Annotated in this window: 27 protein-coding genes and 1 tRNA gene; 7 read left to right on the forward strand and 21 right to left on the reverse strand. The window is 43.0% G+C overall.

Annotated features, from left to right (window positions below; translation table 11 throughout):
* From ACQ86K_RS22985 to ACQ86K_RS23015, 7 genes are all read right to left on the reverse strand, one after another.
* On the reverse strand, positions 1-873 hold the full coding sequence (locus tag ACQ86K_RS22985; protein WP_256337469.1) for a cbb3-type cytochrome c oxidase N-terminal domain-containing protein: 873 nt from the start codon (positions 871-873) through the stop codon (positions 1-3).
* A gap of 32 nt (positions 874-905) precedes the next feature.
* Positions 906-1,097, reverse strand: coding sequence for a hypothetical protein (locus ACQ86K_RS22990; RefSeq protein ID WP_091170095.1), 192 nt, complete (start codon positions 1,095-1,097; stop codon positions 906-908).
* Positions 1,098-1,105: 8 nt separating this feature from the next.
* Positions 1,106-3,232, reverse strand: coding sequence for a cytochrome-c oxidase, cbb3-type subunit I (ccoN, locus tag ACQ86K_RS22995; RefSeq protein WP_091170098.1), 2,127 nt, complete (start codon positions 3,230-3,232; stop codon positions 1,106-1,108).
* Between the two features lie 86 nt (positions 3,233-3,318).
* Positions 3,319-5,013, reverse strand: a complete 1,695-nt coding sequence (gene ccoS / locus ACQ86K_RS23000) for a cbb3-type cytochrome oxidase assembly protein CcoS (RefSeq protein WP_431198873.1) — start codon at positions 5,011-5,013, stop codon at positions 3,319-3,321.
* 67 nt (positions 5,014-5,080) lie between these two features.
* On the reverse strand, positions 5,081-5,857 hold the full coding sequence (locus tag ACQ86K_RS23005; protein WP_431198874.1) for a heavy metal translocating P-type ATPase metal-binding domain-containing protein: 777 nt from the start codon (positions 5,855-5,857) through the stop codon (positions 5,081-5,083).
* Positions 5,858-6,015: 158 nt separating this feature from the next.
* Positions 6,016-6,483 carry a universal stress protein gene (locus tag ACQ86K_RS23010; protein WP_431198875.1) on the reverse strand — a complete coding sequence of 156 codons (468 nt, stop codon included), beginning with the start codon at positions 6,481-6,483 and terminating at the stop codon, positions 6,016-6,018.
* A gap of 17 nt (positions 6,484-6,500) precedes the next feature.
* Complete coding sequence (locus ACQ86K_RS23015; RefSeq protein ID WP_431198876.1) at positions 6,501-6,893, reverse strand: universal stress protein; 393 nt, start codon at positions 6,891-6,893, stop codon at positions 6,501-6,503.
* 548 nt (positions 6,894-7,441) lie between these two features.
* On the opposite strand from ACQ86K_RS23015, the gene queD reads away from it, so the two are divergent.
* Both queD and adhP read left to right on the forward strand, forming a co-directional pair.
* A complete protein-coding gene (gene queD / locus ACQ86K_RS23020; RefSeq protein WP_091170109.1) occupies positions 7,442-7,798 on the forward strand; it encodes a 6-carboxytetrahydropterin synthase QueD in 357 nt (118 codons plus the stop codon).
* A gap of 156 nt (positions 7,799-7,954) precedes the next feature.
* Positions 7,955-8,989: an alcohol dehydrogenase AdhP gene (adhP, locus tag ACQ86K_RS23025; RefSeq protein WP_091170112.1), complete on the forward strand. Its 1,035-nt coding sequence runs from the start codon at positions 7,955-7,957 to the stop codon at positions 8,987-8,989.
* A gap of 88 nt (positions 8,990-9,077) precedes the next feature.
* Here adhP and ACQ86K_RS23030 read toward each other — a convergent pair whose 3' ends face one another.
* Complete coding sequence (locus ACQ86K_RS23030) at positions 9,078-9,200, reverse strand: hypothetical protein (RefSeq protein ID WP_256337470.1); 123 nt, start codon at positions 9,198-9,200, stop codon at positions 9,078-9,080.
* Positions 9,201-9,276: 76 nt separating this feature from the next.
* Between ACQ86K_RS23030 and ACQ86K_RS23035 the strand changes: the two genes are divergently transcribed.
* Positions 9,277-9,966, forward strand: a complete 690-nt coding sequence (locus ACQ86K_RS23035) for an OmpW/AlkL family protein (protein ID WP_091170115.1) — start codon at positions 9,277-9,279, stop codon at positions 9,964-9,966.
* A gap of 107 nt (positions 9,967-10,073) precedes the next feature.
* Here the strand turns inward: ACQ86K_RS23035 and ACQ86K_RS23040 are convergent, their stop codons facing one another.
* From ACQ86K_RS23040 to ACQ86K_RS23050, 3 genes are read right to left on the reverse strand one after another with little or no spacing between them, the layout of a single operon-like run.
* The gene (locus ACQ86K_RS23040; protein WP_143020799.1) at positions 10,074-10,277 is read right to left on the reverse strand and encodes a hypothetical protein; all 204 of its coding nucleotides are present in this window, start codon (positions 10,275-10,277) and stop codon (positions 10,074-10,076) included.
* Positions 10,255-10,569 (reverse strand): hypothetical protein, encoded by a 315-nt coding sequence (locus ACQ86K_RS23045; protein WP_091170121.1) that lies wholly within the window; start codon positions 10,567-10,569, stop codon positions 10,255-10,257. The genes ACQ86K_RS23040 and ACQ86K_RS23045 overlap by 23 nt, the downstream gene beginning before the upstream one ends.
* 58 nt (positions 10,570-10,627) lie before the next feature.
* On the reverse strand, positions 10,628-10,849 hold the full coding sequence (locus tag ACQ86K_RS23050) for an Hsp20/alpha crystallin family protein (RefSeq protein WP_431198877.1): 222 nt from the start codon (positions 10,847-10,849) through the stop codon (positions 10,628-10,630).
* Positions 10,850-11,653: 804 nt separating this feature from the next.
* Between ACQ86K_RS23050 and ACQ86K_RS23055 the strand changes: the two genes are divergently transcribed.
* Positions 11,654-12,064, forward strand: a complete 411-nt coding sequence (locus tag ACQ86K_RS23055) for a cupin domain-containing protein (protein WP_091170126.1) — start codon at positions 11,654-11,656, stop codon at positions 12,062-12,064.
* 84 nt (positions 12,065-12,148) lie between these two features.
* On the opposite strand, the gene ACQ86K_RS23060 is transcribed toward ACQ86K_RS23055, so the two are convergent.
* The 5 genes from ACQ86K_RS23060 to ACQ86K_RS23080 form a co-directional block, all read right to left on the reverse strand.
* Positions 12,149-13,822 carry a family 78 glycoside hydrolase catalytic domain gene (locus ACQ86K_RS23060; protein WP_431198878.1) on the reverse strand — a complete coding sequence of 558 codons (1,674 nt, stop codon included), beginning with the start codon at positions 13,820-13,822 and terminating at the stop codon, positions 12,149-12,151.
* A gap of 2 nt (positions 13,823-13,824) precedes the next feature.
* Positions 13,825-15,351 carry an alpha-L-rhamnosidase N-terminal domain-containing protein gene (locus ACQ86K_RS23065; RefSeq protein ID WP_431198879.1) on the reverse strand — a complete coding sequence of 509 codons (1,527 nt, stop codon included), beginning with the start codon at positions 15,349-15,351 and terminating at the stop codon, positions 13,825-13,827.
* Positions 15,273-15,785, reverse strand: coding sequence for a hypothetical protein (locus tag ACQ86K_RS23070; protein WP_431198880.1), 513 nt, complete (start codon positions 15,783-15,785; stop codon positions 15,273-15,275). Before ACQ86K_RS23070 ends, ACQ86K_RS23065 begins: the two co-directional genes overlap by 79 nt.
* Before the next feature lie 148 nt (positions 15,786-15,933).
* Positions 15,934-17,010 (reverse strand): YncE family protein, encoded by a 1,077-nt coding sequence (locus ACQ86K_RS23075; RefSeq protein ID WP_218134452.1) that lies wholly within the window; start codon positions 17,008-17,010, stop codon positions 15,934-15,936.
* Between the two features lie 212 nt (positions 17,011-17,222).
* On the reverse strand, positions 17,223-17,870 hold the full coding sequence (locus ACQ86K_RS23080) for an RNA polymerase sigma factor (RefSeq protein ID WP_091170132.1): 648 nt from the start codon (positions 17,868-17,870) through the stop codon (positions 17,223-17,225).
* A gap of 118 nt (positions 17,871-17,988) precedes the next feature.
* Here ACQ86K_RS23080 and ACQ86K_RS23085 point away from each other — a divergent pair, with 118 nt between their 5' ends.
* Both ACQ86K_RS23085 and ACQ86K_RS23090 read left to right on the forward strand, forming a co-directional pair.
* Positions 17,989-18,360, forward strand: coding sequence for a hypothetical protein (locus ACQ86K_RS23085; RefSeq protein ID WP_091170138.1), 372 nt, complete (start codon positions 17,989-17,991; stop codon positions 18,358-18,360).
* 208 nt (positions 18,361-18,568) lie between these two features.
* A complete protein-coding gene (locus ACQ86K_RS23090; protein WP_091170141.1) occupies positions 18,569-18,955 on the forward strand; it encodes a VOC family protein in 387 nt (128 codons plus the stop codon).
* 625 nt (positions 18,956-19,580) lie between these two features.
* Here the strand turns inward: ACQ86K_RS23090 and ACQ86K_RS23095 are convergent.
* Positions 19,581-19,653: transfer RNA gene (locus tag ACQ86K_RS23095), tRNA-Gly, on the reverse strand.
* Positions 19,654-19,966: 313 nt separating this feature from the next.
* On the opposite strand from ACQ86K_RS23095, the gene ACQ86K_RS23100 reads away from it, so the two are divergent.
* Positions 19,967-22,072: an AAA family ATPase gene (locus ACQ86K_RS23100; protein WP_091170148.1), complete on the forward strand. Its 2,106-nt coding sequence runs from the start codon at positions 19,967-19,969 to the stop codon at positions 22,070-22,072.
* Positions 22,073-22,081: 9 nt separating this feature from the next.
* Here ACQ86K_RS23100 and ACQ86K_RS23105 read toward each other — a convergent pair whose 3' ends face one another.
* The 4 genes from ACQ86K_RS23105 to ACQ86K_RS23120 all read right to left on the reverse strand — a co-directional run bounded on the left by ACQ86K_RS23105 (position 22,082) and on the right by ACQ86K_RS23120 (position 25,014).
* On the reverse strand, positions 22,082-22,303 hold the full coding sequence (locus ACQ86K_RS23105) for a DUF6965 family protein (RefSeq protein WP_129570495.1): 222 nt from the start codon (positions 22,301-22,303) through the stop codon (positions 22,082-22,084).
* Between the two features lie 106 nt (positions 22,304-22,409).
* Positions 22,410-22,991: a porin family protein gene (locus ACQ86K_RS23110; protein WP_091170337.1), complete on the reverse strand. Its 582-nt coding sequence runs from the start codon at positions 22,989-22,991 to the stop codon at positions 22,410-22,412.
* A gap of 234 nt (positions 22,992-23,225) precedes the next feature.
* Positions 23,226-23,990, reverse strand: coding sequence for a LytR/AlgR family response regulator transcription factor (locus tag ACQ86K_RS23115; protein WP_091170155.1), 765 nt, complete (start codon positions 23,988-23,990; stop codon positions 23,226-23,228).
* The gene (locus ACQ86K_RS23120) at positions 23,965-25,014 is read right to left on the reverse strand and encodes a sensor histidine kinase (RefSeq protein ID WP_091170158.1); all 1,050 of its coding nucleotides are present in this window, start codon (positions 25,012-25,014) and stop codon (positions 23,965-23,967) included. The genes ACQ86K_RS23115 and ACQ86K_RS23120 overlap by 26 nt, the downstream gene beginning before the upstream one ends.
* Positions 25,015-25,113 lie beyond the last annotated feature (99 nt).

Below are 25,113 nucleotides of genomic sequence, written 5' to 3' on the forward strand. Positions count from 1 at the left end.
TTATATTTTTGCTATCTTTTTGCCTTTTGCCGCAATGTCATCCGCATCTTTTTCGCCCTGCGGTTCTTTAGGATTAGCCGGATTGCTGCCATGCAATGATTTTATATAGTTTGCCACATCCGAGATTTGCTTGGGCGATAACTGTTTCTCCCAGTTGGGCATTCCTTTGGCCAGTACGCCATATTTTATGGTTTTAAACACATCATTGATCTTACCACCATGCAGCCAGTAGTCATCGGTAAGATTGGGGCCAACTACACCCTGTGCGTGATCACCGTGACAGGGAACGCAGCTTTGTTTAAAGATCGCCTGCCCGGAAGCCAATACAGCCTGATCGGTAACAAGTTTAACTGTTGTTTCGTCAACCCGGTTAGCGGCCTTGCTCAGGTATTCTTTTTTGGCAATATCTGCCTGGGCCATCTCCGTTTTATATTCATCATATTGTAACTGCCCAAAGCCAAAAACATGATAAATGAGGATGTAACCAACTGCAAAAACAATGGTGATATAAAACATGTAGCTGAACCAGCCAGGAATAGGATTGTTAAGCTCCTGGATACCGTCATAATCATGTGCTATGATCAGCTCCTTTTCTTCAGACATTGGTCTTAACGACAGTAATTTGTTCCAAACCTCTGTTTTAGGCTTTTTAACTTTTTTGGCGGGTTTCATCTCCGCTATGATCTGCTCTTCTGTATACCCCTGCGCCCGGAGCGTTATTTTTGTCAATACCCTAAGCGCCCTGAGCAATACCAGCATGGCTACAATAAATAATACCAGCATGGCTATAATTGCTCCATACCCTATCTCGTTCATCAAATCGCCCGGTATCAGGCTGTCATCGGCGGCCATTGCCGGTTGTAACGGTATCATCAATACAAGTAAAATTAACAGGCGGCGGTATTTCATAAGTTGTAAGAATTAAGGGATTCACCATGACTATCCTTCAAAGGCAGATTACGCATATGATCTACATGCTGTTTCCTGAGCCTGAAAAGCAGGATAGCTACTACAATAAAAAATACGAGGAAGATCCCCAGAGAAAATAACAGGTAACCCTGGGCACCCGAAATGTGTTCTGTAAATTGCTTAAACATTGCTTTTGTTATTTAGCGGCGGTTTTGCTTGCTTTGATATCGGTACCCAAACGTTGCAGGTAAGCTATCAAGGCTACTATTTCTTTATTGTTTTTAACCTTTATATGATCGTTATACAGGTTATCGGCAATTTCTTTTTCCTGTTTACTAAGATCGTTGTTGGCTATTTTTTCATATCCTTCGGGATATGGGACACCCAGTGTGCGCATGGCCTTTATTTTGGCGGCTGTGGTAGCCGTATCAAGATTTTGGGTTAACAGCCAATCATAATTTGGCATAATACTCCCCGGCGACATGAGGCGTGGGTCCATCAAGTGGTTATAGTGCCAGGCATTGCCGTATTTGCCGCCCTCGCGCGCCAGGTCGGGCCCGGTACGTTTTGATCCCCATAAAAACGGGTGATCATAAACAAATTCGCCGGCCTTGCTGTATTCGCCATAGCGCTCGGTTTCTGAGCGGAAAGGCCTTACAGTTTGTGAGTGGCAGTTTGAGCAGCCCTCTCTGATATAAAGGTCACGTCCCTGCAACTCAAGCGGAGTATAAGGTTTTACCGCCGCGATAGTTGGGATATTTGATGATATAGTCAGCGTTGGCATCAACTCAATAAAAGTACCCACCAGTATAACCAGCAATGCGGCTATCATCATTTGTATTGGTCGGCGTTCCAATACCCGGTGCCATGTTTCTTCATGCCCGGTTGTGCTTAAAGCAGGCAACGGCATAGCCTGGGCAGGCTCATTTGCAACGAGTTTGCCCTGCAGCGCGGTGCGGCAAAGGTTATATGCCATTACAATAACGCCCAGCAGGTATAATCCACCACCTACAGAACGCATAACATGCATAGGCAATATGCGCATCGTTGTTTCCAGAAAAGCGGGATATTTCAGTATCCCCTCGGGTGTAAACTCTTTAAGCATTAAACCCTGGGTAAAACCAGCCCAATACATTGGTATAGCGTAAAACAGGATCCCGAGCGTACCTATCCAAAAATGAAACGAGGCCATCTTTTTTGAATATAACTGCGTTTTATAAATACGCGGAATAAGCCAGTAAAGGATGGCAAAGGTTAAAAAGCCGTTCCAGCCCAAAGCGCCAACGTGTACGTGGGCAATTATCCAATCGGTAAAGTGGCCTATGGCGTTCACCTGTTTCAATGAAAGCATAGGACCTTCAAACGTGGCCATACCATAAGCAGTTAAGCCAACTACCATAAACTTCAGGATCACGTCGTCACGAACTTTATCCCAGGCACCTCGCAGGGTGAGCAAGCCATTGATCATGCCGCCCCAGCTTGGCGCTAACAGCATAATAGAAAAGGCCACACCTAATGACTGCGCCCAACCGGGAAGCGTGGTGTACAGTAAATGGTGCGGGCCGGCCCAGATATAGATAAAAATGAGCGCCCAAAAGTGCAGGATACTTAACTTATAGGAATAGATAGGCCTGTTGGCCATTTTGGGCAAAAAGTAATACATCATGCCCAGATATGGGGTGGTCAGGAAAAATGCCACCGCATTGTGGCCATACCACCATTGTACCAGTGCATCCTGCACGCCGGCATATACCATGTAGCTTTTAAAGGCTGATACCGGCAGTTCAAATGAATTTACAATATGCAATACGGCAATGGTGACAAACGTGGCTATGTAAAACCATATGGCAACATATAAATGCCGTTCGCGGCGTTTAAATATGGTTCCAAACATATTAATGCCAAACACAACCCAGATAAGGGTAATTGCAATATCTATTGGCCATTCAAGTTCAGCATATTCATGCGAGGTGGTTAAACCTAAGGGCAACGTAATAACAGCCGAAACAATGATGAGCTGCCAGCCCCAAAAGTGAATTTGACTAAGGGCATCGCTAAACATCCGCGCTTTTAACAGCCGCTGTAATGAATAGTAAACACCCATAAAAATAGCGTTACCCACAAAAGCGAAAATCACCGCGTTGGTGTGTAAGGGCCGGATGCGGCCAAATGTAGTGTATTGGTTGCCCATGTTCATCCCCGGGCTATACAATTGTATGGCTACGATGAGGCCTACGGTCATCCCAATTATACCCCAGATCACCGTGGCGATACCAAAATTACGGACGATCTTGTTGTCATAGTAAAAATTTTCGGGCTGCATATGATATTAAATAATTTGATGGTGTAAAAGTATTGAGGGGCTGCCGCCGACAGAATGATTACGGTTTGCCCGAATAATGACATTGGTCATTTTTTATCTTTATCAGTTGGTTCATCATCCAGCAGGATCCTTACCGATGGGGTATACAGATCATCATGCTGGCCGTTACGCTGCGCCCAAAAAAAGCGCCCAAAAACACAAGTGCAAGCAATACGCTGCACCCGATCAGGAAATAAATAATGTTCATGATAATTTTCTTTTTTAGCGGCGAGGTGTGTTGCTATGCTTGTGAACGAAATGATGGTTGCAGTACTTAAAGGCATCAATATGGCCGCTATGAGCGGTGAAAGCCTGCCGCTTACTGCATAGCTTAATCCTAATAGGTTATAGCAAAGCGATATAAAAAACGAAATGTGGATAATGGTGATACTATCCTTTGAGAATTTAAGAAATGCGGGCAGCAACCTGAGCGAACGCCCATCCAAAATAGCATCGCTGCCGGGCGAAAAATTGTTAACGTTATCCGTAATAGCTATCCCCAAATCACTTTGTTTTAAAGCACCCGAATCATTCAAGCCATCACCTATCATCATTACCTTTTTACCGGCCAGCTGTAAAGCCTTTATAAAGTCAAGCTTTTGCTGCGGGGATTGGTTAAACAGCATATATCCCTCCCCCTTAAAATAAGGCAGTAAATTTTTCCGCTCCCGGTCCTGATCGCCTGATAACAGGTAAATTTTATAATCCGCGGCCAGCCGCGCAATATCTTCAAGCCCTTCGCGATACTTGTTTGCAAAGCTGAAATAACCGGCGTATCGCCCGTTAATCATCAGGTGTACTTCAGTTGATTTTGCGATATCTACTCCTCCCGTTAAAAACGACTGGCTGCCGACTTGAACATTATGCCCATCAACCCAGGCAGTAATCCCCTTTCCGGCTATTTCCCGGTAATTACTTACCCGAAGTTTATCCGCCCCCTGGAGGTAATCGCAAATCTGAATGCTTAAGGGATGGGCCGAATTACTACAAATACTGTATATGAGCTGTTCCTCGTAACTGCTTAGCTGTGCATTGTTGCTTACACCGTTTTCGCCGCCAATAGTAATGGTGCCGGTTTTATCTAACACGATTGTATTAATACGGGCCAGTTGTTCAACAACGGCGGTGTTTTTGAGGTAGAAAAAATTACGATCAAAAATACTGAGTGCCGCCGACATAGTGAACGGTGTACTTAAAGCCAGCGCACAGGGGCATGCTACAATCAACACCGCTGTAAATGCCGAAAAAGCACGGTAAACATCGACCGGCAACCAGAAAACTAATGAACCCAATGCAATCATCAGTAAAACAATGCTGAAATACTTACTTACCTTTTGGTTAAAGGTTTGCATCCGGTTGTCCTGACTACGGCTAAAAGCTTCATTATTCCACAATTGGGTAAGGTAGCTTTGTGATACTGGTTTAATTACCTCCAATTCAATAGCTTCGCCCATTTGCCGGCCACCGGCATAAACCACTTCACCCCAAACCTTTGTCACAGGAGCCGATTCGCCGGTAACAAAGCTAAAATCAATCCGCGCTTCACCATTTAGTAATATCGCATCGGCCGGAATAATCTCATTACTGCGAATGCGGATCCGCTGACCTACTTTCAGGGCTGATAAGGGCAGCGGCTTTTCAATACCGTTATCAACAGCCTGTACGGCAACAGGGAAAAACGAGCGGTAGTCCCGCTCAAAAGAGATATGGTAATAGGTTTTTCGCTGAACAAATTTACCCACCAGTAAAAAAACACCAGCCCGCAAAGCGTATCGGCAAAACCGGCTCCCGCATGGGTTAGTACCTCAATCAGCGTACGCAAAAAAGCACGGCTATGCCCAGCGCCAGCGGAAAATCGATATTCAATATTTTATTACGGAGGTTTGTATAGGCCGATTGGAAATATTCCCTCCCGCTGTAAAAAACAACCGGCAGCGAAAACAGCACATTCAACCAGCCAAAAAAATGCCTGAAAGTTTGCTCATATTCCGATAATCCCAAGTACTCCGGAAAACTGAGCAGCATCACATTACCGAAACAAAACCCGGCCACCGCTATCTTTTTTACAAGATTATCGCCAGCACCGGTTTGTTGTTTTTTAATAACATCTTGGAGGTTAATAAGTGGCTCATAACCGATATCAACTAATAGTTCCACAACCTGTCTTAAACTTATCTCCTTGTTATTAAAGCGCAGGTTTACCTGTTTCTTTAAAAAGTCAATCCGGCTGTAATAAATGGCAGGGTTAAACCTGTTTAACTGCTCAAGCAGCCAAATACATGAGCTGCAATGGATATAAGGGATATAAAGCGTTAATATGGTAATGTTTTCGTCTGTAAAATCAACCAGGTCTGCTATGATCGAAGGATCATCAAGGTATTCGAACCGCTTTTCCACGTGGGTACGTGTTGCGCCGGGATGTTCATTATAGCTGTAATAGTTACATAACCCACTATTGGATAGCACCTTGTAAACACCTTTACAGCCCGTGCAGCAAAAATCTTTGTCATCCAATACATAATGATCTTTATCACAATCGTTACCGCAGTGGTAGCAGGTAGTTTGGGTAAGTATATTTACAGCCATTGATGATCTATTTATAAGATCAAAAATGGCTGTAATCCACCACTTGAAAAATGATGGCTGTTGGATGGAAAAGTGATGAGTATCATTTTTCACAGCTTAAAACAAAGAGTAACACACGTTGCTATCCGATCTTATACGCTCACTCCCATCCCCTGTTTTTAGAAATGCAGCGGTGGAAGCCCCTCCGGCAACACCAGCAGAGGTATTTCAATATGATGCGAAAGTTTTTTAGTGTAACTGATGCCGAACAGGCGCTCAAGCGGGTTAACTTTACGGTGCACCATCACCAGCATATCAATCACTCCGTGCTCGCTAAGCCAATCGAGCCCGCGCATTATACCCGTACCTTTAATGTGCCTGTAATAAATTTTAGGATAGTTGGCTTTACAGGTAACTTCATTTAAAAAAGCTTCAACCTGCTGTTTTTCATCTCCTGTTTCGTACTTCTCGTCGGTTACATGGGCTATCAATAGCTCTGCATTAAAATAGCGTGCCAGGCTTGCCACCGAATGGATCATTTCTATATCGCTGCTGTTCAAATCGGTAGCAAAAGCTATTTTTGTTACAGGGTGATATTTTGCTTGCGATGGTATAAGTAAAACCGGGAAGGCGGCATCGCCGATCATGTCCTGTGTGTTGCTGCCTAAAAAAATCTGCTCATAGCTCCTGCTCCCGACATGCCCATAACAACCATTACGCTTTTTTCTTCATCTATTTTGCCTGTTACTACATCAACTACCTCGCCTACGTCGCAGTACGTTGTAATAACATTATGGCCTGACGCCGCTTTAGCGTAAGGGCTTTCCTGTTGTAAGGTTACAGAAAGTTGCTCCAATTCCTTATCTGCATCTGCTTTGAGCGACGTATAATCCTCTAAAGGCCAGGCTACTTGCGCTGCCATGGGCGTTTCTGAAGGTATTTTGATGGCATGACATAATATTAAACCTGCTTTGATATTTTGCGCAAGGTTTATAGCATAGCTTGCCGCGTTTTTTGCAGGTCCCGAAAAATCGGTGGGTACTAAGATTGTTTTCATGTTTAAAGGATTGATTAATTGATATGGCTGATATTTTTTATGTTGTGGTTCGCTATTATAGAGCTGGCTTTCAAACAGGCTATTAAGGTTATATGTCGTTATATTTAAGTGCCCGTCGACAATAGCCCCTGTATTATCATCATTTTTTGCAGGTGTGTTCTAAAAACAACAGGTATATCATCGCTTTCATATATTTTCATAACATCGTTATTGATAATGTAAAGTTGGAGCGTACCGGGTGTTAAAATAGTGACGATTGTCATTTATCAATCTGATTGTCAACATCTATAAAACAACATCTACCCCAAAAAACTAATAAGGAAAAAACTATTTACCAGCGTGAAAAACTTGTACCGAATTATGAACTTGCGGACACGGGCAAGTACCACGAAAAATCATTACTGCCGGTATAGTAAATATAACCCAGAGATATTTTAACCAATGCGCGAGTGATTTCAATCAACGAATAAAGAAATACAGATCATTTTATTAAAATACTTTCCGCGCTTCTTTTGCCCGCAAACTAAAAATCGCAAAAAGCGTATTATATGATCGTTTACAAAAGCTTCACTTTTGATTCTGCACATTTTTTACCCAACGTTCCGCTGCACCACAAATGCAGGAACATACATGGCCATACCTACCATTTAACAGTTTATTTTGAAGGCGAGGTAACAAGCCCCGAAGGATGGGTGCTTGACTTCGCCCTGATCAAAAACGCGGTTAAACCAATAGTTGACCAGTTGGACCATACCATTCTGAACGAAGTCCCTGGTTTGGAAAACCCCACGGCCGAAAACCTGGCCATATGGATCTGGAAAAGCATAACCGACAAATTGGATGGGCTTAATAAAATTGAATTGAAAGAAACGCCGACATCCGGGGTCATTTATGAAGGAAAATAGCGTAGTTATCTTTCCCATTTTTTTAGATCTCCGTGCAGTTTCCCCAGTTGAATGCCCCATATCACCACAGCAGGTGATTTTGATCACTATTTAAGCCGCTAAATTCCGCAAGCTTTGCATTAATAAAAAAATCATTAGTCATAAGCCATTGAAAATATGATACCTAAAAAAATGAAAGCCGCCGTAGTGCACGAATTTGGCCAGCCTTTGCAAATAGAAGAAATGCCGGTTCGCGAGCCGGGCCAACATGAAATACTGGTTAAAGTAATAGCCAGTGGTGTTTGCCATACCGACCTGCACGCGGCAGACGGCGACTGGCCGGTTAAACCCAAAATGCCACTGATCCCCGGCCATGAGGCTATTGGTTATGTAGTAGCGCTTGGTCCTGATGTTAAAGGCCTGAAGGAAGGTGATATTGTAGGTGTACCCTGGCTGTACAGCGCCTGCGGATGCTGCGAGTTTTGTATTACCGGTTGGGAAACCTTATGTAACGACCAGAGAAATGGCGGCTATAGCGTTGACGGCGGTTATGCGGAATATGTAGTGGCCGATTCCCGTTATGTTGGGCATTTCCCGGCAGGCTCGGATTGTACCGCGATGGCACCGATCATTTGCGCGGGTGTTACCGTTTACAAAGGCCTTAAAGAAACGGAAACCAAACCGGGAGAATGGGTAGCTATTTCCGGCATAGGTGGCCTTGGGCACTTAGCTGTACAATATGCCAAAGCCATGGGCATGCATGTTGCGGCTATTGATGTAGACGATACAAAACTGGAATTAGCTAAAAACCTTGGCGCCGAGCTGATCGTTAATGCCAAAACTACCGACCCCGGCACGTTTTTACAAAAAGAAACAGGGGGTATGCACGGCGTGTTGGTTACCGCTGTATCACCCATCGCGTTTAAACAAGGTATATCCGCGTTAAGAAGAAAAGGGACTATCGCGCTGAATGGATTACCGCCCGGTAGTTTCGACCTCCCCATATTTGAAACCGTACTGAACCGCTATACCGTCAGGGGATCAATTGTAGGTACTCGTAAAGATCTGCAGGAAGCCATCGAGTTCGCCGTGGAAGGAAAAGTTAAAGCCACCATACATACCGCAAAATTAGAGGACATAAATACAGTTTTGGCCGACCTGAAAAATGGTAAGGTAGATGGCCGGATTGTACTTGAAATAGCTACACCCTAATCTGCAAATAACAAAAACTTTTACGGCAGGCCGGGCCAAACTGCTCATTGACGCAATATACCGTGCCTAAGCGCCTACTCAAACTAAGTTACTTTAAAAAGATCCGCTCCCTGGGCGGGTCTTTTTTATTGCGGGCAGCATCGGTATTATGCTCGCTTCCGGGTCGCCATTCCAGTGATAAACCGGGTAAACGCGAAATGATGAGTATCATGAGAACAACTGTTTCCGGTCAGGCAAAGTCTATCACCTGCGGGATACATTTGCCCCATAATTTAATACAAATCATTATGAAAAAGATTTTCTTTACTACTTTGATCTTATTTTTATTAAGCGGGATAACCGCTTTCGCTCAGCAAAAAAATGAATGGGATATCCGCCTCAGGGCAATTGGGGTTATCCCCCAGGAAAGTGCGACGATAGGCGTTATCGGCGGAGACATAAACATTTCCAATACTGTTGTTCCCGAGCTCGATTTTACCTACTTTTTTGCCAAAAACTTTTCTGCAGAATTAATCCTGGCGACAACAAAGCACCAGGTAAAAACAAAAGGATCCAACCTGAGTGCTATTGGTGCCGGCTCTTCGGCCGATGTTGATCTCGGTAAAGTATGGTTGCTTCCGCCTACGCTTACTTTGCAATACCATTTGCCCACAGGTACCCTTTTTAAACCCTATATCGGCGCGGGGCTTAACTACACTATTTTTTACAATGCCGATAAAGGTTCAACCGTAGGCGGCATTGATTACAACAACAGTTTTGCTTTTGCAACTCAGTTGGGTGCTGATTTCGATATCAGTAAAAAAGTATTCTTGAATATTGATCTGAAGAAAATATTTCTCTCTACCGATGTAAAGGTTGATGCATCCAATTTAACGCCTGCGGGCAAACCCGAACTTGCGCCGGTTTTGAAAAACATACCGGCCGATGTAAAAATCAGGCCCTGGATAATCGGCGTAGGTATGGGTTACCGTTTTTAATCCACTTGCTGCAAAAACGCCCCGTGGAAACCTGGAGTACGAAGACTGCACCCAATCAGGAAAAAATACGATTTCACGAAGTTAAGAGCAGAACAAGCGTGTCAATGTTATATCGCCCAGTCATCGCTGTCTGTTTTGTTTATACGAAAAAGAATGCCCGATATCCAAAGCAAGGCGCCGGTGAGCAATAATTTCTGATTCATTTCGGGCAAGCGGTGACCTGGGCTGGTTAAACATAAAAACAATTCTGTCAATAACACCAGTATCGTGAGCATGCCGATGAGCATTTCACTCCATTGTTGCCTGTCCATATCCGTTAAATTCTGTGAGGTTTTTCTGCCGGAAGATACCCCGGACAATCAATTTGATAGTGCAGGTTAGCTCCTCAAGTGTACAGGATATCGACTTGATTTTTACCGGGATTTCATCCGTCGTTTCCATCAGGTCGATATGCAGTAAATCAGAGCTCAAAGGTTCCCTACCCTTAAAGTTGTCAAAAAGCAGGTCGGCGAAATTTCGGTCATTACCTAAAAAATACTGTCCATAACTATCAAATCCTGCCGGTGTTCTAACGCTCAGCAAAATATAAAACCCGAGTTCCATAGCTATAAATTAAGAGGCTCCTGCTTTAACAGGAGCCTCATTTAAAAAACTATCCCACTTATTTAATGTCAATTTGCCTGCGTATAGCCTTAGCTTCTTCGCGTTTAGCAATATCGATCTTCAGGACGCCGTCTGTATAAGACGCCTCAATATTTTCGGCGTTGGCGCTGTCGGGCAACGTAAACGAACGTACAAATGAACTGTAACTATACTCACGTTTACTGTAATTTTTTTGAACGTCGCTGCTTTCGTTTTGTCGTTCTACCGAAATGTGCAGCACATTGCGATCAAGGTTAATCTTGAAATCTTCTTTTTCAGGCCGGGCGCAGCCAGTTCAACATGATAATGATCCTCGGTTTCGCTGATGTTAGCTGCGGGAACGCGCGCTACCAAGCGGTCATTGAAAAAAGAATCGTTTAAGATTGATTCAAAAACATCATTAAATGACGGTAATAACGAACTGTTATTCTTTTTGTCGGCATTAAATTTAACCAATGTCATAGGTCTTCCTCCTTAAATAAATTAATGATTAAAACTTATATTAATTAAACCGGTTCATTTAATTCAAAGCTAATGCCAGTAGAGTAAACACTTGAGATCACTGAAAAAATTTCACAAAAAATGCTTTTTTTCAGTTCGACCTGACAAATATTCAATATACCATTGCTTTTAACATTAGCATTAAAGCAAAGCAACAATGGTTGATATTTTCACGACGTATGCCGCTTTGTTTAAGCTAAAAAGCATTGATAGAATTGCGGTAAATTAAAATTCTCTTCGTTCTTTGGACTTAAAACAATAGCTATTTTATTTTGGTTTAAACATTACGCAGCATGCCTGCTTTCGCACTCATCTTTTGAGGAACAGCATCGATTCCCGAAAATATTATCTATCCTGGTCGAAACATTGTTAAAAACCTGTCAGTACATAAAACTGGCTTGCACAACAAAATCCGGGTTCAAAAAACGGCTATTTCGGTATAGCGAATGTCTGCATGAACGATGATTTAGTCCGGTTCATTGATATGGCAATTGCTAAAGGATGGGTGAGGCTGTAGTTTTACTAAAAATTAAAACCAAAAGCTATGAAAACTAACAAAAACAAACTGGCTACCGCCATTATTATCGCAGTTCTTGCAGTACTTACACTTCCATCATCTGTCCTGGCTCAGCAAACCGTAGCAGGCCGCACAGAGTTACAGCGACATGACCTTAGTATTCCCGGCCGTGAAATGGTACAGGTACGCGTAGATGTTGAAAAAGGAATGTCATTCCCGCAGCATACACATTTCGGCGAAGAAATTATTTATGTACTTGGTGGGTTACTGGAATACCAGGTAGCAGGCCAACAACCGGTGACGCTTAAAGCCGGCGACGTTTTATTTATCCCTTACGGAACCGTGCATTCGGTGAAAAATGTAGGAACCACCAAAGCGAGTGAGCTTGCTACCTATATTGTTGAAAAAGATAAACCACTTGTTACACTGATCAAGTAAGGTTCATTATAGATTTTGGAAGTATCGATCCCCAACTTAATAATCATTGCGATCAATACTTCCAAAATTGCTTCGGGCATAGCTTTATAAGCTTGATGTAAACCGGTAAGCTCCCGGCATCAAGCGATAAATTGCTTTGTTTCCTTCAAACCCGATAAAGCTGATACCCTTTGCCCCTGCCACAGGCTTACCACCTTCAGTTATGCCTTTAACAGTAACTGCCGGAAGAAACAATGTAGCTGAGGTATTCGCCGGAACAGTTGCATCATAGGTCAATGTTTTACCGCTTACGGACCAGCTACTGTTTATCCGTCCATAAGGTGAATCATAAGATCCTTTAGCCCAGGTCATCTCCCCGGTGGGGTCGGGCTCAGGCTGCAAAATAAATTTCTTAAAACCAGGTTCATCACGCTGAATCCCGATAGAATAAGCAATCATCCATTGACCAACAGCACCAAATGAATAGTGGTTAAAAGAGTTCATGCTGTTATTACCGCCAAAGCCGTTTTCTACAGTATATCCGTTCAGCCTTTCCCAAATAGTTGTAGCGCCCTGGTCAATAGCATACAGCCATGACGGATAATGCTCGTTCTGCAACATTTTATAAGCAAGGCCCGAGTGCCCGTTATCTGAAAGAGCTTTACTGATCGCGCCCGTACCTACAAATCCGGTCATAAGAGAATAAGCAGGGCGGACAATCCCCTGGTCATCTTTATTCTCGTGTTCAACGGCAGCCTCAAGGTTCTTTGCCATATAACTGATATTTTCGTTGCTAAATACGCCAAGTGCCAAACCTGTTGCGTAGGCCGTTTGCGTATCCGAAACTTTAAACTCTTTTTTGCCGGGCTCGCCAAACATCCCACCACCAACAACACCTACGGCTTTTTTATCAGCGTTAACAAATGTTTTGTTGAAGAAGGCTTTTCGCTCTTCATATTTTTTCCTGAATTTCTCAGCATCATCTTTCTTTCCTAAAATAGCGGCCACCTTTGTCATAATGCCCAAATCATAAACATGATAAGCTGTAACCGGGAAAGCAGTACCAAGCTGCATATATTGTGGTCCAAGCCAGTCGCCCAGCACACCATCCGTACTGAAGCCGGTTTTAGGATCAATAGTTGAGTCGATGTAATCCATATACCTGCACATGGCATCATAATGTTCGGCAAGTAATGATACATCATTATATTGCTGGTAAGTTTCCCAGGCCACGGTGATGCCTGCACTCCCCCAGATCACACCACCAAAGCCACCGCCAACTGGTGCTATATCGGTAAATCGCCCTTGCTCAGTTTGCAAATCACGCATGGCCAGCATATGCCTGCGCAGAAACTGATCGGCATTGGATACATAAGTTGCAGTACGCGAAAAAATACTGATATCGCCCGACCAGCCCATCCGCTCATTCCTTTGCGGGCAATCGGTTGGTATAGTAAGGAAGTTATCGATGTTTGACCACGTTAGGTTGGACCATAGTTTGTTCACCTTTGGATTAGAGGTAGTGTAATTTGCAGTGAGTTTTTTTACGGAACTTATAACCAGGCCCTGTACATCCTCTAACGGCAGCGGCTTGTCAATGCCGGTAATTTCGATATATTGATAACCATGCGATGTAAAATGCGGTTGGATCACCTGATCGCCATCCTTCATGATATAAAGATCCTGACTCAGCGCTGCGCGGTAATTTTCGGTCATAATCATACCGACATTTTTACCAGACTCCTTCAGGTTTGGATACAGGATTTCGGCATAACGCAAGGTCAGTTTTTTCCAGAGATACCATTTTTGATGCTGATCTTGGGCACACCTACAAAATTCTGTCCCATGTCATATACATAAACACCTTTTCTAACTTCCCTCACTCCTTTAGCAGTAAGGGTTTTATAAATTCCTGCCGATGTTCCGATCTGCCCGATCATCGAAATATGATCAAAATCCAGCGGGATCTTTTTCCCGAAATAGTCAACGTCATCCCCCATATATGTTGTTCCTTTTAGAGATACTTCCTGCGCCTTTTGCCAGTTATGATCATCATAAGCTACCGTGTTCCAGTCTTTAACTGCAACTTCCTTTGTGGCATCGTCAACCTCGCCCATATCCAGGCTGCTGTAAACAACAGGACCATCGTTAAAATATTTCCAGTTTTTGTTATTGGTTTTGATCACCTCCTGCGAACCATCAGTATAAGTAATAACCAGCTTAGCTAACAAGGATTGCCTGTCGCCAAAATGGTTCCAGACCGAGCCGTAGCTCAACAAACCGCTCCACCAGCCTTCGCCGAGCATAGCACCAATAGCGTTTTTCCCTTTACTTACCATACCGGTTACATCGTAGGTTTGATAAAGATGAGTTTTGTTATATTGTGTAAGGCCGGGGTTGTAATAATCGTTACCCACCCGTTTACCGTTAAGATAGATTTCATAAATCCCCCTTGCCGTTACATAAAGCCTTGCCTGCGAAATACCTTTATCGGCATTAAAAACCGAGCGCAGCATAGGCATAGCGTTATGACTGGGATCGGCAAGGATAAATGCGCCCGCACTTCCGCCGTCTACCTCATATTTCCCATCTTTTATAACTAAACCGGATGAAGGAGTAATAACAGCTTCTTTAAAAATCCCTTTGTAATTATTTTCTTCGGGCTTTTCGCTGAATAAATTGTTGCGCGGCGACCTGAAATTGGAAACCGTCAGCTCAGAAAATTCGGCTTTCTGACCTTTATCTACAGAAAAACCTATCTCTCCAAGCATTCCAAAAGAGATTACATCACGGCGGCCAAGCGGATTAAGTGTTATCACGGCGTCGCGGTTTGCAGGCACAGGCTGGGCTATAGCAGTTGCATCTTTCTCATCGGCTAAAAATGTTTTATTATCATCAACAGTGAATGTAAGTGTACCAAGCTCATTATTGATCAATATGGAGTGTTGTTTGTTCTTATTACCGTTGCCAATCAGGTCGGTTTTTATTGGGAAGCTTTTAAATACTTTATCCAATGTATCTTTTTCCGAATACCCTGCTCTGTATACGTTGATCCGTGCATTGCCTCCCTGATCCAGCCCTGAAATATCCACCTCTACTTTAAAATAAGATTGGTTCTTTTTATTGGCAAGCTGAAAAATATTCCTGTTACTGTTCATCAGCCGTGGGTCATTAGCGGCAAAAATCAGGCTTGCCCTGGAGCTCCCCGGAGCGATAGCCACTTTATATTTCAGGTTATACAGCGGCAGGTAATGTGCATAAAGCACCAGGTCATTATCTCCTCCCCTATCCATTGCGCGCCATCCCATGCCGACATTCCCGTGTCCATGAGCCCCGTTTCAAACCAGGAGCCCGAGGAAGAAACACCGCCTGCCTGATCCCAAACAGTTACCGTCCAGCTATAGCGGGTTGCGGCTTTAAGCGGCGAGCCTGCGTAAACCACAGCTAAGGCTGTTCCGCTTTTTATTCTGGTGCTATTCCATACCACTTTTCCCTGTGCATCTTTTACGATGATCTGATAAGCAACCTGGTTATAGCCTCTCGATCCTTCAGGGGCCAGCATTTGCCAGCTAAACCGGGGCAGTTTAACATCAATCCCAATAGGATGGTCAGTATATTCCACCTGCAGGTTAACTATCCGGGTCCCTTTTACAGCACCGTAAAGGTTAATTTGTATAAATGAAAATAACAGTAATAAAATCAGGATAGCCGGTTTAACTATCGGGGCAGGATTTTTTGTCATAATTGGGTTTACAGTAAAAATAATTGGTACAGCAATATGCTAATAAAATGATACTTAACTGTCCCTTACTTACCCCTTTGATTGTAAATACTTTTTTATACGACTAAAAGCAGAATACGAAGCCTAAAGCTAATAAATTATCACGGCATCAACGCCTCACCGCCCAGGCCAAACCATCAGCCCCGCGAATATCAATATGCCCGGCCACTTCTAATTTATTGAGATCGATCACTGCCACATAATTATCGCCGGTGCAGCCTATGAATGCACGTGATCCGTCATCATCAACCAGGATGCCGGCCGCGCCATGCCCTGTATTTATACGTTTCAACTCCTGGTGCGATACTGCATCAAAAATAAACAGGTCGCCAGTGCGGAGGCTCGTAACCAGAATACGTTTACCATCCGGCGTGAACTTAAGTCGGTTGGCACCCGTTACCTTTGCATCAATTGTGGCAGTTACCTTTTTGGTCGCGATATTGATGATCGAAATATTGCCATCCTCAGCACCTGCAGTCCATAATTCGCGCCCATTGGGTGATAGATCAAAGCCCTCAGAACCTTTAGCTACCGGGATAACAGTTTGCACCCAGTCATGGCGTGCCGGAGGTGCAAAACCGCCCGGAGGCCCCGTTGGCTTCAGCAAACTATCCTCCAAAATGCTTACCGTTGCTGAAGATACATTTGTGGTGAACACCTTTTTCCCATCATCGGTTACATAGATCATGTGCGTTCTATCCTGGCCTGTTCCCATGGCCCAGTCAAATTTGCCGGTTGCAGGATCATAGCGGCCAACAGCTTTAGCGCCTTCGGCCGAGAACCAAACTTTTCCTCCTGCAAATGTGAGTCCATGCGGCCCCATCAATGGTTTGGTATCAATGGCGGGCAGCGCTTTTTGCGCCACAAGATCAATTACGCTCAGCTCGTGCAGGCTTCCTCCACCGTAGATGGAAACATAAGCCGTCTTTCCATCGGCTGAGGCAATAACTTCATGAGGATCGGAACCCACGGGCACGCGTGCAATAACCTTTAAAGTCAGCGGGTTGATGATCGCCAAATTATGATCGCTTTTTGAAAGTGCAAGTAAAACCCGTGAGGGTGTGGCCTGCGCTGAACATTTGTTTGAAATAAAAACCATCGGAATCCATAATATGCTTACGACGAGTAATTTGACCATGTCAAATCTCATCGCTTTAAAATTGGGGGCGAATGCTGTTTTATTCATGCGGTTTACTAATTGAAGGGCGGTTTATAAGTCGTTTAAAAGTAACGAAGCCGATCATTAAGAGTGATCTCTCCTTAAAACAAATATACTGATCCCGGCTTTGCTATCTCCGCCAGTGGCAAACAAATCGACGAAGACCAGATTGTTACCCATCGCGGTTTGTTTTTAAAAGATTAACCATAGTAAAAACAAAATTTCTGGTAACATTATTATCAACCGGCATTGATTTTATGCATCACATAATTAACGATCACATCACAACGAGTAAGGTTAAATTCCAGAAGTTCTCCGGGCTGCCAATAACTATTTAACTCGGTGCGTAACATTTCTTTGGCCCGGTTCAATCTTATTTTAACATTAGACTCCCCTATTTCCAGCGCTTCCATTGTTTCATTAGTGGTCATTCCCTGTATCTCCCTCATTACAAATACCAACCTGTATTTTTCGGGGAGCGTTAATACCGCCTTTTCTAAAATAGCTTTTAATTCTTTGTTCATAAGATTATCTAAAGGTGTTTCAGGTTGGTGATCAATGCGAATATGTTCGGTAAGTGTTTTTTCTAATTGAGCTTTCCTCTTTTTGTGCAACAGGCTCTCGTTAATCAGGATCCGGATTAGCCAAGTGCTAAAACTCGATTGATGTTTGAAATTAGACAACTGGCGATAGGCGTTCAGGTAGGCCGTTTGCATAATGTCTTCAGCCTCCTTATCGTCGTTAATGATGGACATGCTGATCCTATACAATCTTTCGTTGAATTTGCGCATTAGTTTTTCGTACAAATGCTTTTCGCCATTAACTACTCGTTTTACAATCTCCTCGTCACTGAAAGTATCTGTCATATGATCGGCAGGTGGGTTCATAAAATATGATTTATATAATAGAGCACTGTAAAGCTAAAGGGTTACAGATTACCTCTAATTAAACTTTGTAACCCTTTGTTCAAAGGCAATCTCTAATGGATATTAATTCAAAATAATCATGGAAGATCAAACTAAAAACACTCAAACTCTTTTAAAGTTTACTTATGGTTTAGTGCCTGTTGTAGCGGGAGCCGACAAATTCACCAACCTATTGACTGATTGGTCACATTATCTCAATCCAACAATTAAAGCCATGCTTCCTTTTGGCGAACATGTATTTATGATGATTGTTGGCATAATTGAAATTGTGGCCGGAATATTAGTGCTTTTTAATCCTCAAAAAGGAGCTTATCTTGTTAGTGCCTGGTTAGTATTAATCGCACTTAGTTTATTGGCAAGCGGCAACTATTTAGATGTGGCTGTGCGTGATATTGTAATGGCCATCGGCGCCTTCTCATTAGCAAGACTATCTACTATAGCCAAAAATTAATATCATAAGCACTTTACAATTACTGTGTTGTACAATTATTTATAACGGGCCATAAAGGACATTACAATGCAAATCTGTCGGGTAAGACTTATATCCGACAGACTTATTTTTATGTTCACATTATTCAGTAAGGAGAACCATATTTCACATATTGCCAATCCAGTACCTGCTTCATATATTTATACATGCGGTCTTGTAAAATCAACTTATGAATCAGCCACATATAGCCGGCATTGCTCCATTCTTCATTGTACGCAATGTCACAACGGCAATATCCTTTTATCTGGAGAAACTCGGTTTTGATACCGTTTTCCAGGAGCCAGATCACGATCCGTTTTTTGCTATTGTACAGCGGGATGGGGCAATGATCTTCCCGAAATCTGTAAGCGGGGATCCGCTTCCGAACTACAAGCAAGCCCCGGATGCCCGGTGGGACGCATATGTTAGTGTACCTGAGCCGGATACGCTGGCCGCAGAGTTTATATCGCGCGGTGCTAGTTTCACTGTACCACTACAAAATACTCCTGATGGCTTGCGCGGCTTTGAATTGGAAGACGCTGACGGTTATATTTTATTTTTCGGTCATCCACGTTGATAGAGATAGTTACTAAACAGGTATACTTTTTGCAAAAGGTATAGCATGGATCAAAATTATTTACTGAACTCCATAGATGGGGTCGACGTTATCTTAATTCCCGGTTCAGGCAGTAGCGTCTGCGTTTTCGAACCGGAAACGCAAACCAGTGCGGGTTCTGTCCCAACTATTGCGGGCCACAATACTGGATAAAGAACTGGTTTTTCAGCCCACAGGCAACAATATTATTTCAGAAGATGAGCTATTAAAAGTTATCCGCTGGTACAGTTACCGCAAAACTTTTTCCTGAAATATTGAGGCAATTTTTACAAGCAAACAGCCTTTGTGCCCGCCCATAAGCTCAATTAGCGTATATAAACTTTCCCGAACCGGGGAAGAATTAACCCTGCCATGATGCTGCCTCGGCCAACCCTCATTATCTATCTTCATTGTATTGATATTGTTACAGATAGGCTTTTACTAAAATGATCTCAACCCAATTGGAAGCAGTAAAAACGCAGCTATTGCTTTGGGTTAATTTAAGCATTTCAAATTTCTGCCCAGTCTCCAATTATTACTTTATTGGGGGGAATAGATGATATAGAAGTATAAAAAAAGCCTCTCCCTGAATAGGGAAAGGCTTAAGAGCGAAAGACGAGATTCGAACTCGCGACCCCGACCTTGGCAAGGTCGTGCTCTACCAACTGAGCTACTTTCGCGTTGGTGGCCGCAAATATATAACTTCCACCAGGTGCTGGCAAAATATTTTTAAAAATTTCGCAAATTAAATTTAACACATTTTTAATCAAATATTTACACCTATCGCCACACCTGTTATGGTTTGTAATTGATGTCCGTGTAAGAAACAGGCACTTAGAAAAGGGCAAAGAAAGTACTTAATTTATCCGTTTGGGTGTGTTTTATTTAAAGTCGTTTTCTAATATGTTGACAAACAGTTTTCAGCACTATCGCACCTAATTATTAAATTTGAAGATAATTTCCTGATCCGGGAATCGATAATATAGCAAGTGTATGGTGTTGGAGCCTTTTCATGAACTCGTCCTTAAATTTATTGAAAATACTAACCGGCCGATATTTTTAACAGGTAAGGCAGGTACCGGTAAAACCACTTTTCTCCGCTGGATCAGGGCAAACGTTACCAAAAACCTGGCGGTTGTAGCTCCTACCGCAGTGGCAGCTATTAACGCCGGTGGCGTAACCATTCATTCCTTTTTCCAGGTGCCTTTCGGGCCGCAAGTGCCTGTAACCGATCATAACAATCACAGCACCCTGCTCAGGCAGGTAAGTCTCGAAAAATCAAACATATTAAAGTGTCTCGACCTACTTATTATTGATGAGATCAGTATGGTGCGGGCCGATACCCTTGATTACATTGATACCGTATTACGCCAGGTTAAAGGATCAACACGCCCCTTCGGCGGTGTTCAGTTATTGATGATTGGCGACCTATTTCAATTGCCCCCAGTGTATGAAAAGGACTGGCCGGTGCTCAGAAATTTTTATAAAGGCCCTTATTTTTTCGATAGCCTCGCTTTTCAAAAATTCCCGGTGCTAACTTTTGAGCTCACACAGGTTTACCGGCAAAAAGACCCGGTGTTTGTGGAGATATTGAATAGCATCAGGAACGGCTATGCAGACAGCGAAATGCTCGACAAACTGAATGCGCATTATAACCCTAATCTGAATGCCAACTGGCTTAAAGATTATGTAACCCTATCAACCCATAACCAACTGGTTAATGAAATTAACCAGCAGCGTTTAACGGAACTTGACGGCGAAGCACATACTTTTAAAGCCACCATAACCGGCGATTTCCCGAAAGAGGTCTACCCTGCCGAAGAGGAACTGGTGTTGAAAGTTGGCGCGCAGGTAATGTTTATTAAAAATGACAGCTCGGGCAAAAAGCAATATTATAACGGCCGAACAGGGCGTATCGCTGCTATGGGGCCAGGCAACATCCGTTTAACTTTTCTTGATGACGACTCTGAGTTTGAAGTGATCCCCGAAACCTGGCAAAACGTAAAATATGCATTGGCCGAAAATGAGCAAAAAGTAAATGAACAAAATAACGGTTCGTTTAGCCAATATCCGCTTAGGCTGGCCTGGGCCATCACCATACATAAAAGCCAGGGGCTTACATTTGAAAAAGCGGTTATTGATGTCGACGCCGCCTTTGCTTTCGGGCAAGCTTATGTTGCGCTAAGCCGTTGCCGTTCGCTTGAGGGCATGATCCTGAAATCGCCGGTACGCCCCGAAAATATCCGCACCGATCCGGAGATCATCAGCTTTATGCAAAATGCAGCTGTCTCCATACCCGATGAAAATCTGCTGGAAAGTACTATCCGGCAAATAGCCCTGGAAGAAATGAAGGACATCTTTGATTTTTCGATGCTTACAGGTGCATGGAGGCAACTTAAAGCCATCATGCTAAACGGCGCGATTAAAAATAGCCCCTTATCCGAAACCATCAACAAAACTGACCATAACTGGGAAACTGAAATTAAAACCATCGGCGACCGTTTTATCAGGAAGGAACTGGGCGCTTTACCTGATGATCAGCTTATCTGGAACAATGCACCGTTTATAAGCAGACTCAAAAACGCTGCCAGCTATTTTCTGCCTAAATTGAATGTTTTTTCAGAAGCTATTAACAGTTTTTACACCGCTGTAAATAACACCAACCCTCCTGCCGAGTTTTACGACAGTTTAAATCATTTATTAGTTAATCTGAAAGCAAAAACGGCGGCATTTGTACGCCTGCCCATTGCCACATCGGGCAGGGATGTTTTATCATCAGTACAGGAGGCCGGGATGAGTTACAAACCTGTATACAAAAACTGGAACCCTAAAGCGCTGCCAAAAGAGAAAGAAATTGCTAACCCCGAACTATACAAGCAATTACTCAACTGGCGTAAAGAAACCAGCCTCGAACGTAAAATCCCCGAACATACGCTGGTGTCTGAAAATATGCTGCGCGATATCACTGCTAAGCTACCACGGTCATTAAACCAGCTTTCACAGTTAAAAAGTTTCGGTGATGCAAAAGCAACAGACTTAGGCGAACCCATTTTAAAAATGATCAGGAGTTATTTAGGCGAAAATGACCTGTTTTCTTAAGCCGGATATTTAAAACCTCGGAATTTCCGGGCCGTTATATGGATTTTCGAGGGCATTCTTGATCCTCATTAACTGGTATTGGTGACGCCAATTATCAGGATAGTTTTTCATGTTTTTCAATAATTGCTTAACAAAATCGGCAACATGGAGCTGAGTTGTAGCGCGATCTAACCTTAATTCCTGGGGTAATGTAACATTAGTAAAGTATTCACTCAATTCTTCGTAGCTCATGGTGCAAAAGTAAAAAAAGCCCGGCATTTTCATACCAGGCTCTTAAGCTTAAATAAAAAGCTGAAAGCACAAAGCACAAAGCTCAATGCTAATATCTCTTAGCTGTTTAAAACACATAGAACAAACTGGCCTGAACGTTATTATTTTTAAAATCGTTGTTGATATTGGAGATATTAAAGTTGCCTACCTTTGAAAGGCCGTAAACATATCTTACACCAATACCAAGGCCCAGTTTTGACTGGTATCCAATACCTCCGGCCGCTGCCAGGTCCAGTTTTTTAGCAAAATCACCGGCACTTAAGCCCGAAACATCTTCTTTGGCTTTCATACCTACCTGCGGACCAGCCTCGATATAGAAGCCTGAGTTAGCACGGTATTTCAATAAAAAGGGAACCGAAATATAGGAAAGCTTGAGGTTTTGATTGCCAAGGGAGCCGCCTTTAATTTTTGCACCCTGCGATGAAAATAGAAATTCCTCCTGCACCAGGAAATTATCAGTGAACTTAAATGCAACAGTAGCGCCCGCATGAAAGCCAACCAACGGATCGGTAGGGAAACTGGCATTGGTAAAATTGCTATAGTTGGCGCCTGCTTTAAGCCCAAATTCCAGGCGCGAAAGGATGCCCTGACTGAAACCTTTAGTTGATACCAGGATTAAACAAGTTAAAATGAAGAGTAGCTTTTTCATAAATTTTAATTTCAATTTTTGAGATAATGTTGCTGCCCGAAAGCGCATTTGTTATTGATAGCGCAAAAGTGAGCTTATGCTGTGGCCTATAGAAGGAAAAGGTAACCGAAGCGGGCAAAGTGGCACCGGAAGTGGAAAAAATGGGCAGATGCGTTACAGCTATTTAGCTTAAAGCGGAAGGCTCAAAGCTTAAAGCCAGTAGAGCATTTAACAGGATGTATGTACACAGATCTATCAGGCTTTTGCCAGCCATGCAAGAAATTGGGAAGCCTTGCCTTTACTTACCACAATTCTTTCGCTGAATGCGATATTGAGGTTGAGAGAAAGTTTACGCGAGAAAAAGCTGGAAACATCAGCAATAGCCTTCCTGCTCACCAAAAACTGGCGGTTAGCTCTGAAAAAATAACTTCCGCATGTCTTTTCCAACTCATCCAAATTTTTGTTAGGGTAAAATATCTTACCTGAAAAAGTTACCAAATGTGAAACTTCATTTGAAAGATGGATCAACGCTATATCATCTAATTTTATCGGGATGATCTTATCCTGGTGATAAACCAATACAGAAGAAGGTCTGGTGGTTTCTTTTTTAGTCAGCAATTCCATAAGCGCCTCATATTGCGGTGGCTGATGCGTTTGAAATACTTTTTTCAACTGCCCATAGCGTTCAAGTGCCAGTTGAAGCGTTTTTGTTGTAAAGGGTTTTAATATGTAATCTATTCCGTTTGCTTTAAACGCATCCAGCGCATATTCATCGTATGCGGTACAAAAAACCACAGGGACGTCAATCGATATCGTGGCAAAGATTTCGAAACTTAACCCGTCGCCCAGTTGAATATCACTGAATATGAGATCAGCTTTATTACTTCCCGAAAAATAGGTAACGGCTTCCTTTACAGAATGAAGCTGTACTACGGTTACCGGCTCGCTAATCAGTTGTTTTATACTTAGTTCAAGGTCATCGGCAACTAACGGCTCATCCTCTATGATCGCTATATTCATTATTCAATAATCTGATGCTTACAGAAAATGTGTCTTTATTTTCGCTGATAATAACTTCATCACCTGATAACAGGCTATACCGCTCGGCAAGGTTGGCCAGACCATGATGAGTTGAAGTTACATTAAGATTTTTCTTTTTAAGGGTATTGGATACCACTATCCTGTCTTCCGAACAAAAGATTTTTACCACAAGCGGCGACTGTTGGGTTAGCTCATTATGTTTAAGCGCGTTTTCAAGAAGCGGTTGTAATGAAAAAGACGGCAGGTAGCGGTCGTTTAAAATATCAATGGGCAAATCAATAACGCAATTTAATGCCGAACCAAACCTGATCTTTTGCATCTCCAGATAGTCGAGCAGTAGTGCCAGCTCATCCGCAAGGCTCGAAGTTTTTGCGGCATGATTATAAACCGAGGCCCGGAGAAAATTAGCCAGGTGAACAATATAATTATCGCCCGCAACAGGATCTTTGTGGTACAGTGCTTTGAGTGTGTTAAGTGCGTTAAACAGGAAGTGAGGGTGGATCTGTTGTTTTAAAAGAAGGTTTGTAGCCTCGGCATGAGCGGCTTTTATCTGGGAAAGCTCAAGATCGGCATGGGATTTATCGGCCTGCAGGATCACAAAGTCCTGCAACAGGATAATCATTGTATTTACAAGGATACCGGAAATAAAGAAAATGACCAGGAAAAACGGAAAAGGGAATGATTTACTTTTATGTTCAAAATAATCAAACGCAGGCGCCAGCATCAGGTATATAGTGGCGCTGGCAGCATATGTAAAAAAATAACGGTACCGCTTAAGTGCTTTTCCCCTGACGCCGTGCTTCCGGGCCAATAAAATCAGGATCCTGACATTTACAAATGCTACCAAACCTATTCCTAACGCAGTCATACCCATATAAAACACTTTATATAGGAATCTCTCGTCCAGCAAAAAAATAAAGTACAGCGATATGATCGCGGTAAAAGTGAATACAAGCAGCCAGTTGAGCCGGACAAGGCTTTTAATTGGTAATGGAGACGGCATATTACTCAAAGATAATTAATAGGCATAAGTGCCGTATCAATTTGCTGCCGAAGCGGACAAAAAGGAACCTAAAGGAGCTTTAAATAGGTTTAACAGAAA

It is taken from the genome of Mucilaginibacter sp. P19, assembly GCF_050632265.1.
In the GTDB taxonomy this organism is placed as follows: domain Bacteria; phylum Bacteroidota; class Bacteroidia; order Sphingobacteriales; family Sphingobacteriaceae; genus Mucilaginibacter; species Mucilaginibacter gossypii.

What these genes read in the sequence shown, in the direction of transcription:
- ACQ86K_RS22985 (WP_256337469.1), bottom strand. Translation starts at nt 873, where the DNA reads ATGATACCGTTACAACCGGCAATGGCCGCCGATGACAGCCTGATACCG.
- ACQ86K_RS22990 (WP_091170095.1), bottom strand. Translation starts at nt 1,097, where the DNA reads ATGTTTAAGCAATTTACAGAACACATTTCGGGTGCCCAGGGTTACCTG.
- ccoN (WP_091170098.1), bottom strand. Translation starts at nt 3,232, where the DNA reads ATGCAGCCCGAAAATTTTTACTATGACAACAAGATCGTCCGTAATTTT.
- ACQ86K_RS23005 (WP_431198874.1), bottom strand. Translation starts at nt 5,857, where the DNA reads ATGGCTGTAAATATACTTACCCAAACTACCTGCTACCACTGCGGTAAC.
- ACQ86K_RS23010 (WP_431198875.1), bottom strand. Translation starts at nt 6,483, where the DNA reads ATGATCGGCGATGCCGCCTTCCCGGTTTTACTTATACCATCGCAAGCA.
- ACQ86K_RS23015 (WP_431198876.1), bottom strand. Translation starts at nt 6,893, where the DNA reads ATGAAAACAATCTTAGTACCCACCGATTTTTCGGGACCTGCAAAAAAC.
- queD (WP_091170109.1), top strand. Translation starts at nt 7,442, where the DNA reads ATGATCGTTTACAAAAGCTTCACTTTTGATTCTGCACATTTTTTACCC.
- adhP (WP_091170112.1), top strand. Translation starts at nt 7,955, where the DNA reads ATGATACCTAAAAAAATGAAAGCCGCCGTAGTGCACGAATTTGGCCAG.
- ACQ86K_RS23030 (WP_256337470.1), bottom strand. Translation starts at nt 9,200, where the DNA reads ATGATACTCATCATTTCGCGTTTACCCGGTTTATCACTGGAATGGCGA.
- ACQ86K_RS23035 (WP_091170115.1), top strand. Translation starts at nt 9,277, where the DNA reads ATGAAAAAGATTTTCTTTACTACTTTGATCTTATTTTTATTAAGCGGG.
- ACQ86K_RS23040 (WP_143020799.1), bottom strand. Translation starts at nt 10,277, where the DNA reads ATGGACAGGCAACAATGGAGTGAAATGCTCATCGGCATGCTCACGATA.
- ACQ86K_RS23045 (WP_091170121.1), bottom strand. Translation starts at nt 10,569, where the DNA reads ATGGAACTCGGGTTTTATATTTTGCTGAGCGTTAGAACACCGGCAGGA.
- ACQ86K_RS23055 (WP_091170126.1), top strand. Translation starts at nt 11,654, where the DNA reads ATGAAAACTAACAAAAACAAACTGGCTACCGCCATTATTATCGCAGTT.
- ACQ86K_RS23065 (WP_431198879.1), bottom strand. Translation starts at nt 15,351, where the DNA reads ATGGGATGGCGCGCAATGGATAGGGGAGGAGATAATGACCTGGTGCTT.
- ACQ86K_RS23070 (WP_431198880.1), bottom strand. Translation starts at nt 15,785, where the DNA reads ATGACAAAAAATCCTGCCCCGATAGTTAAACCGGCTATCCTGATTTTA.
- ACQ86K_RS23075 (WP_218134452.1), bottom strand. Translation starts at nt 17,010, where the DNA reads ATGAATAAAACAGCATTCGCCCCCAATTTTAAAGCGATGAGATTTGAC.
- ACQ86K_RS23080 (WP_091170132.1), bottom strand. Translation starts at nt 17,870, where the DNA reads ATGAACCCACCTGCCGATCATATGACAGATACTTTCAGTGACGAGGAG.
- ACQ86K_RS23085 (WP_091170138.1), top strand. Translation starts at nt 17,989, where the DNA reads ATGGAAGATCAAACTAAAAACACTCAAACTCTTTTAAAGTTTACTTAT.
- ACQ86K_RS23090 (WP_091170141.1), top strand. Translation starts at nt 18,569, where the DNA reads ATGAATCAGCCACATATAGCCGGCATTGCTCCATTCTTCATTGTACGC.
- ACQ86K_RS23100 (WP_091170148.1), top strand. Translation starts at nt 19,967, where the DNA reads ATGGTGTTGGAGCCTTTTCATGAACTCGTCCTTAAATTTATTGAAAAT.
- ACQ86K_RS23105 (WP_129570495.1), bottom strand. Translation starts at nt 22,303, where the DNA reads ATGAGCTACGAAGAATTGAGTGAATACTTTACTAATGTTACATTACCC.
- ACQ86K_RS23110 (WP_091170337.1), bottom strand. Translation starts at nt 22,991, where the DNA reads ATGAAAAAGCTACTCTTCATTTTAACTTGTTTAATCCTGGTATCAACT.
- ACQ86K_RS23115 (WP_091170155.1), bottom strand. Translation starts at nt 23,990, where the DNA reads ATGAATATAGCGATCATAGAGGATGAGCCGTTAGTTGCCGATGACCTT.
- ACQ86K_RS23120 (WP_091170158.1), bottom strand. Translation starts at nt 25,014, where the DNA reads ATGCCGTCTCCATTACCAATTAAAAGCCTTGTCCGGCTCAACTGGCTG.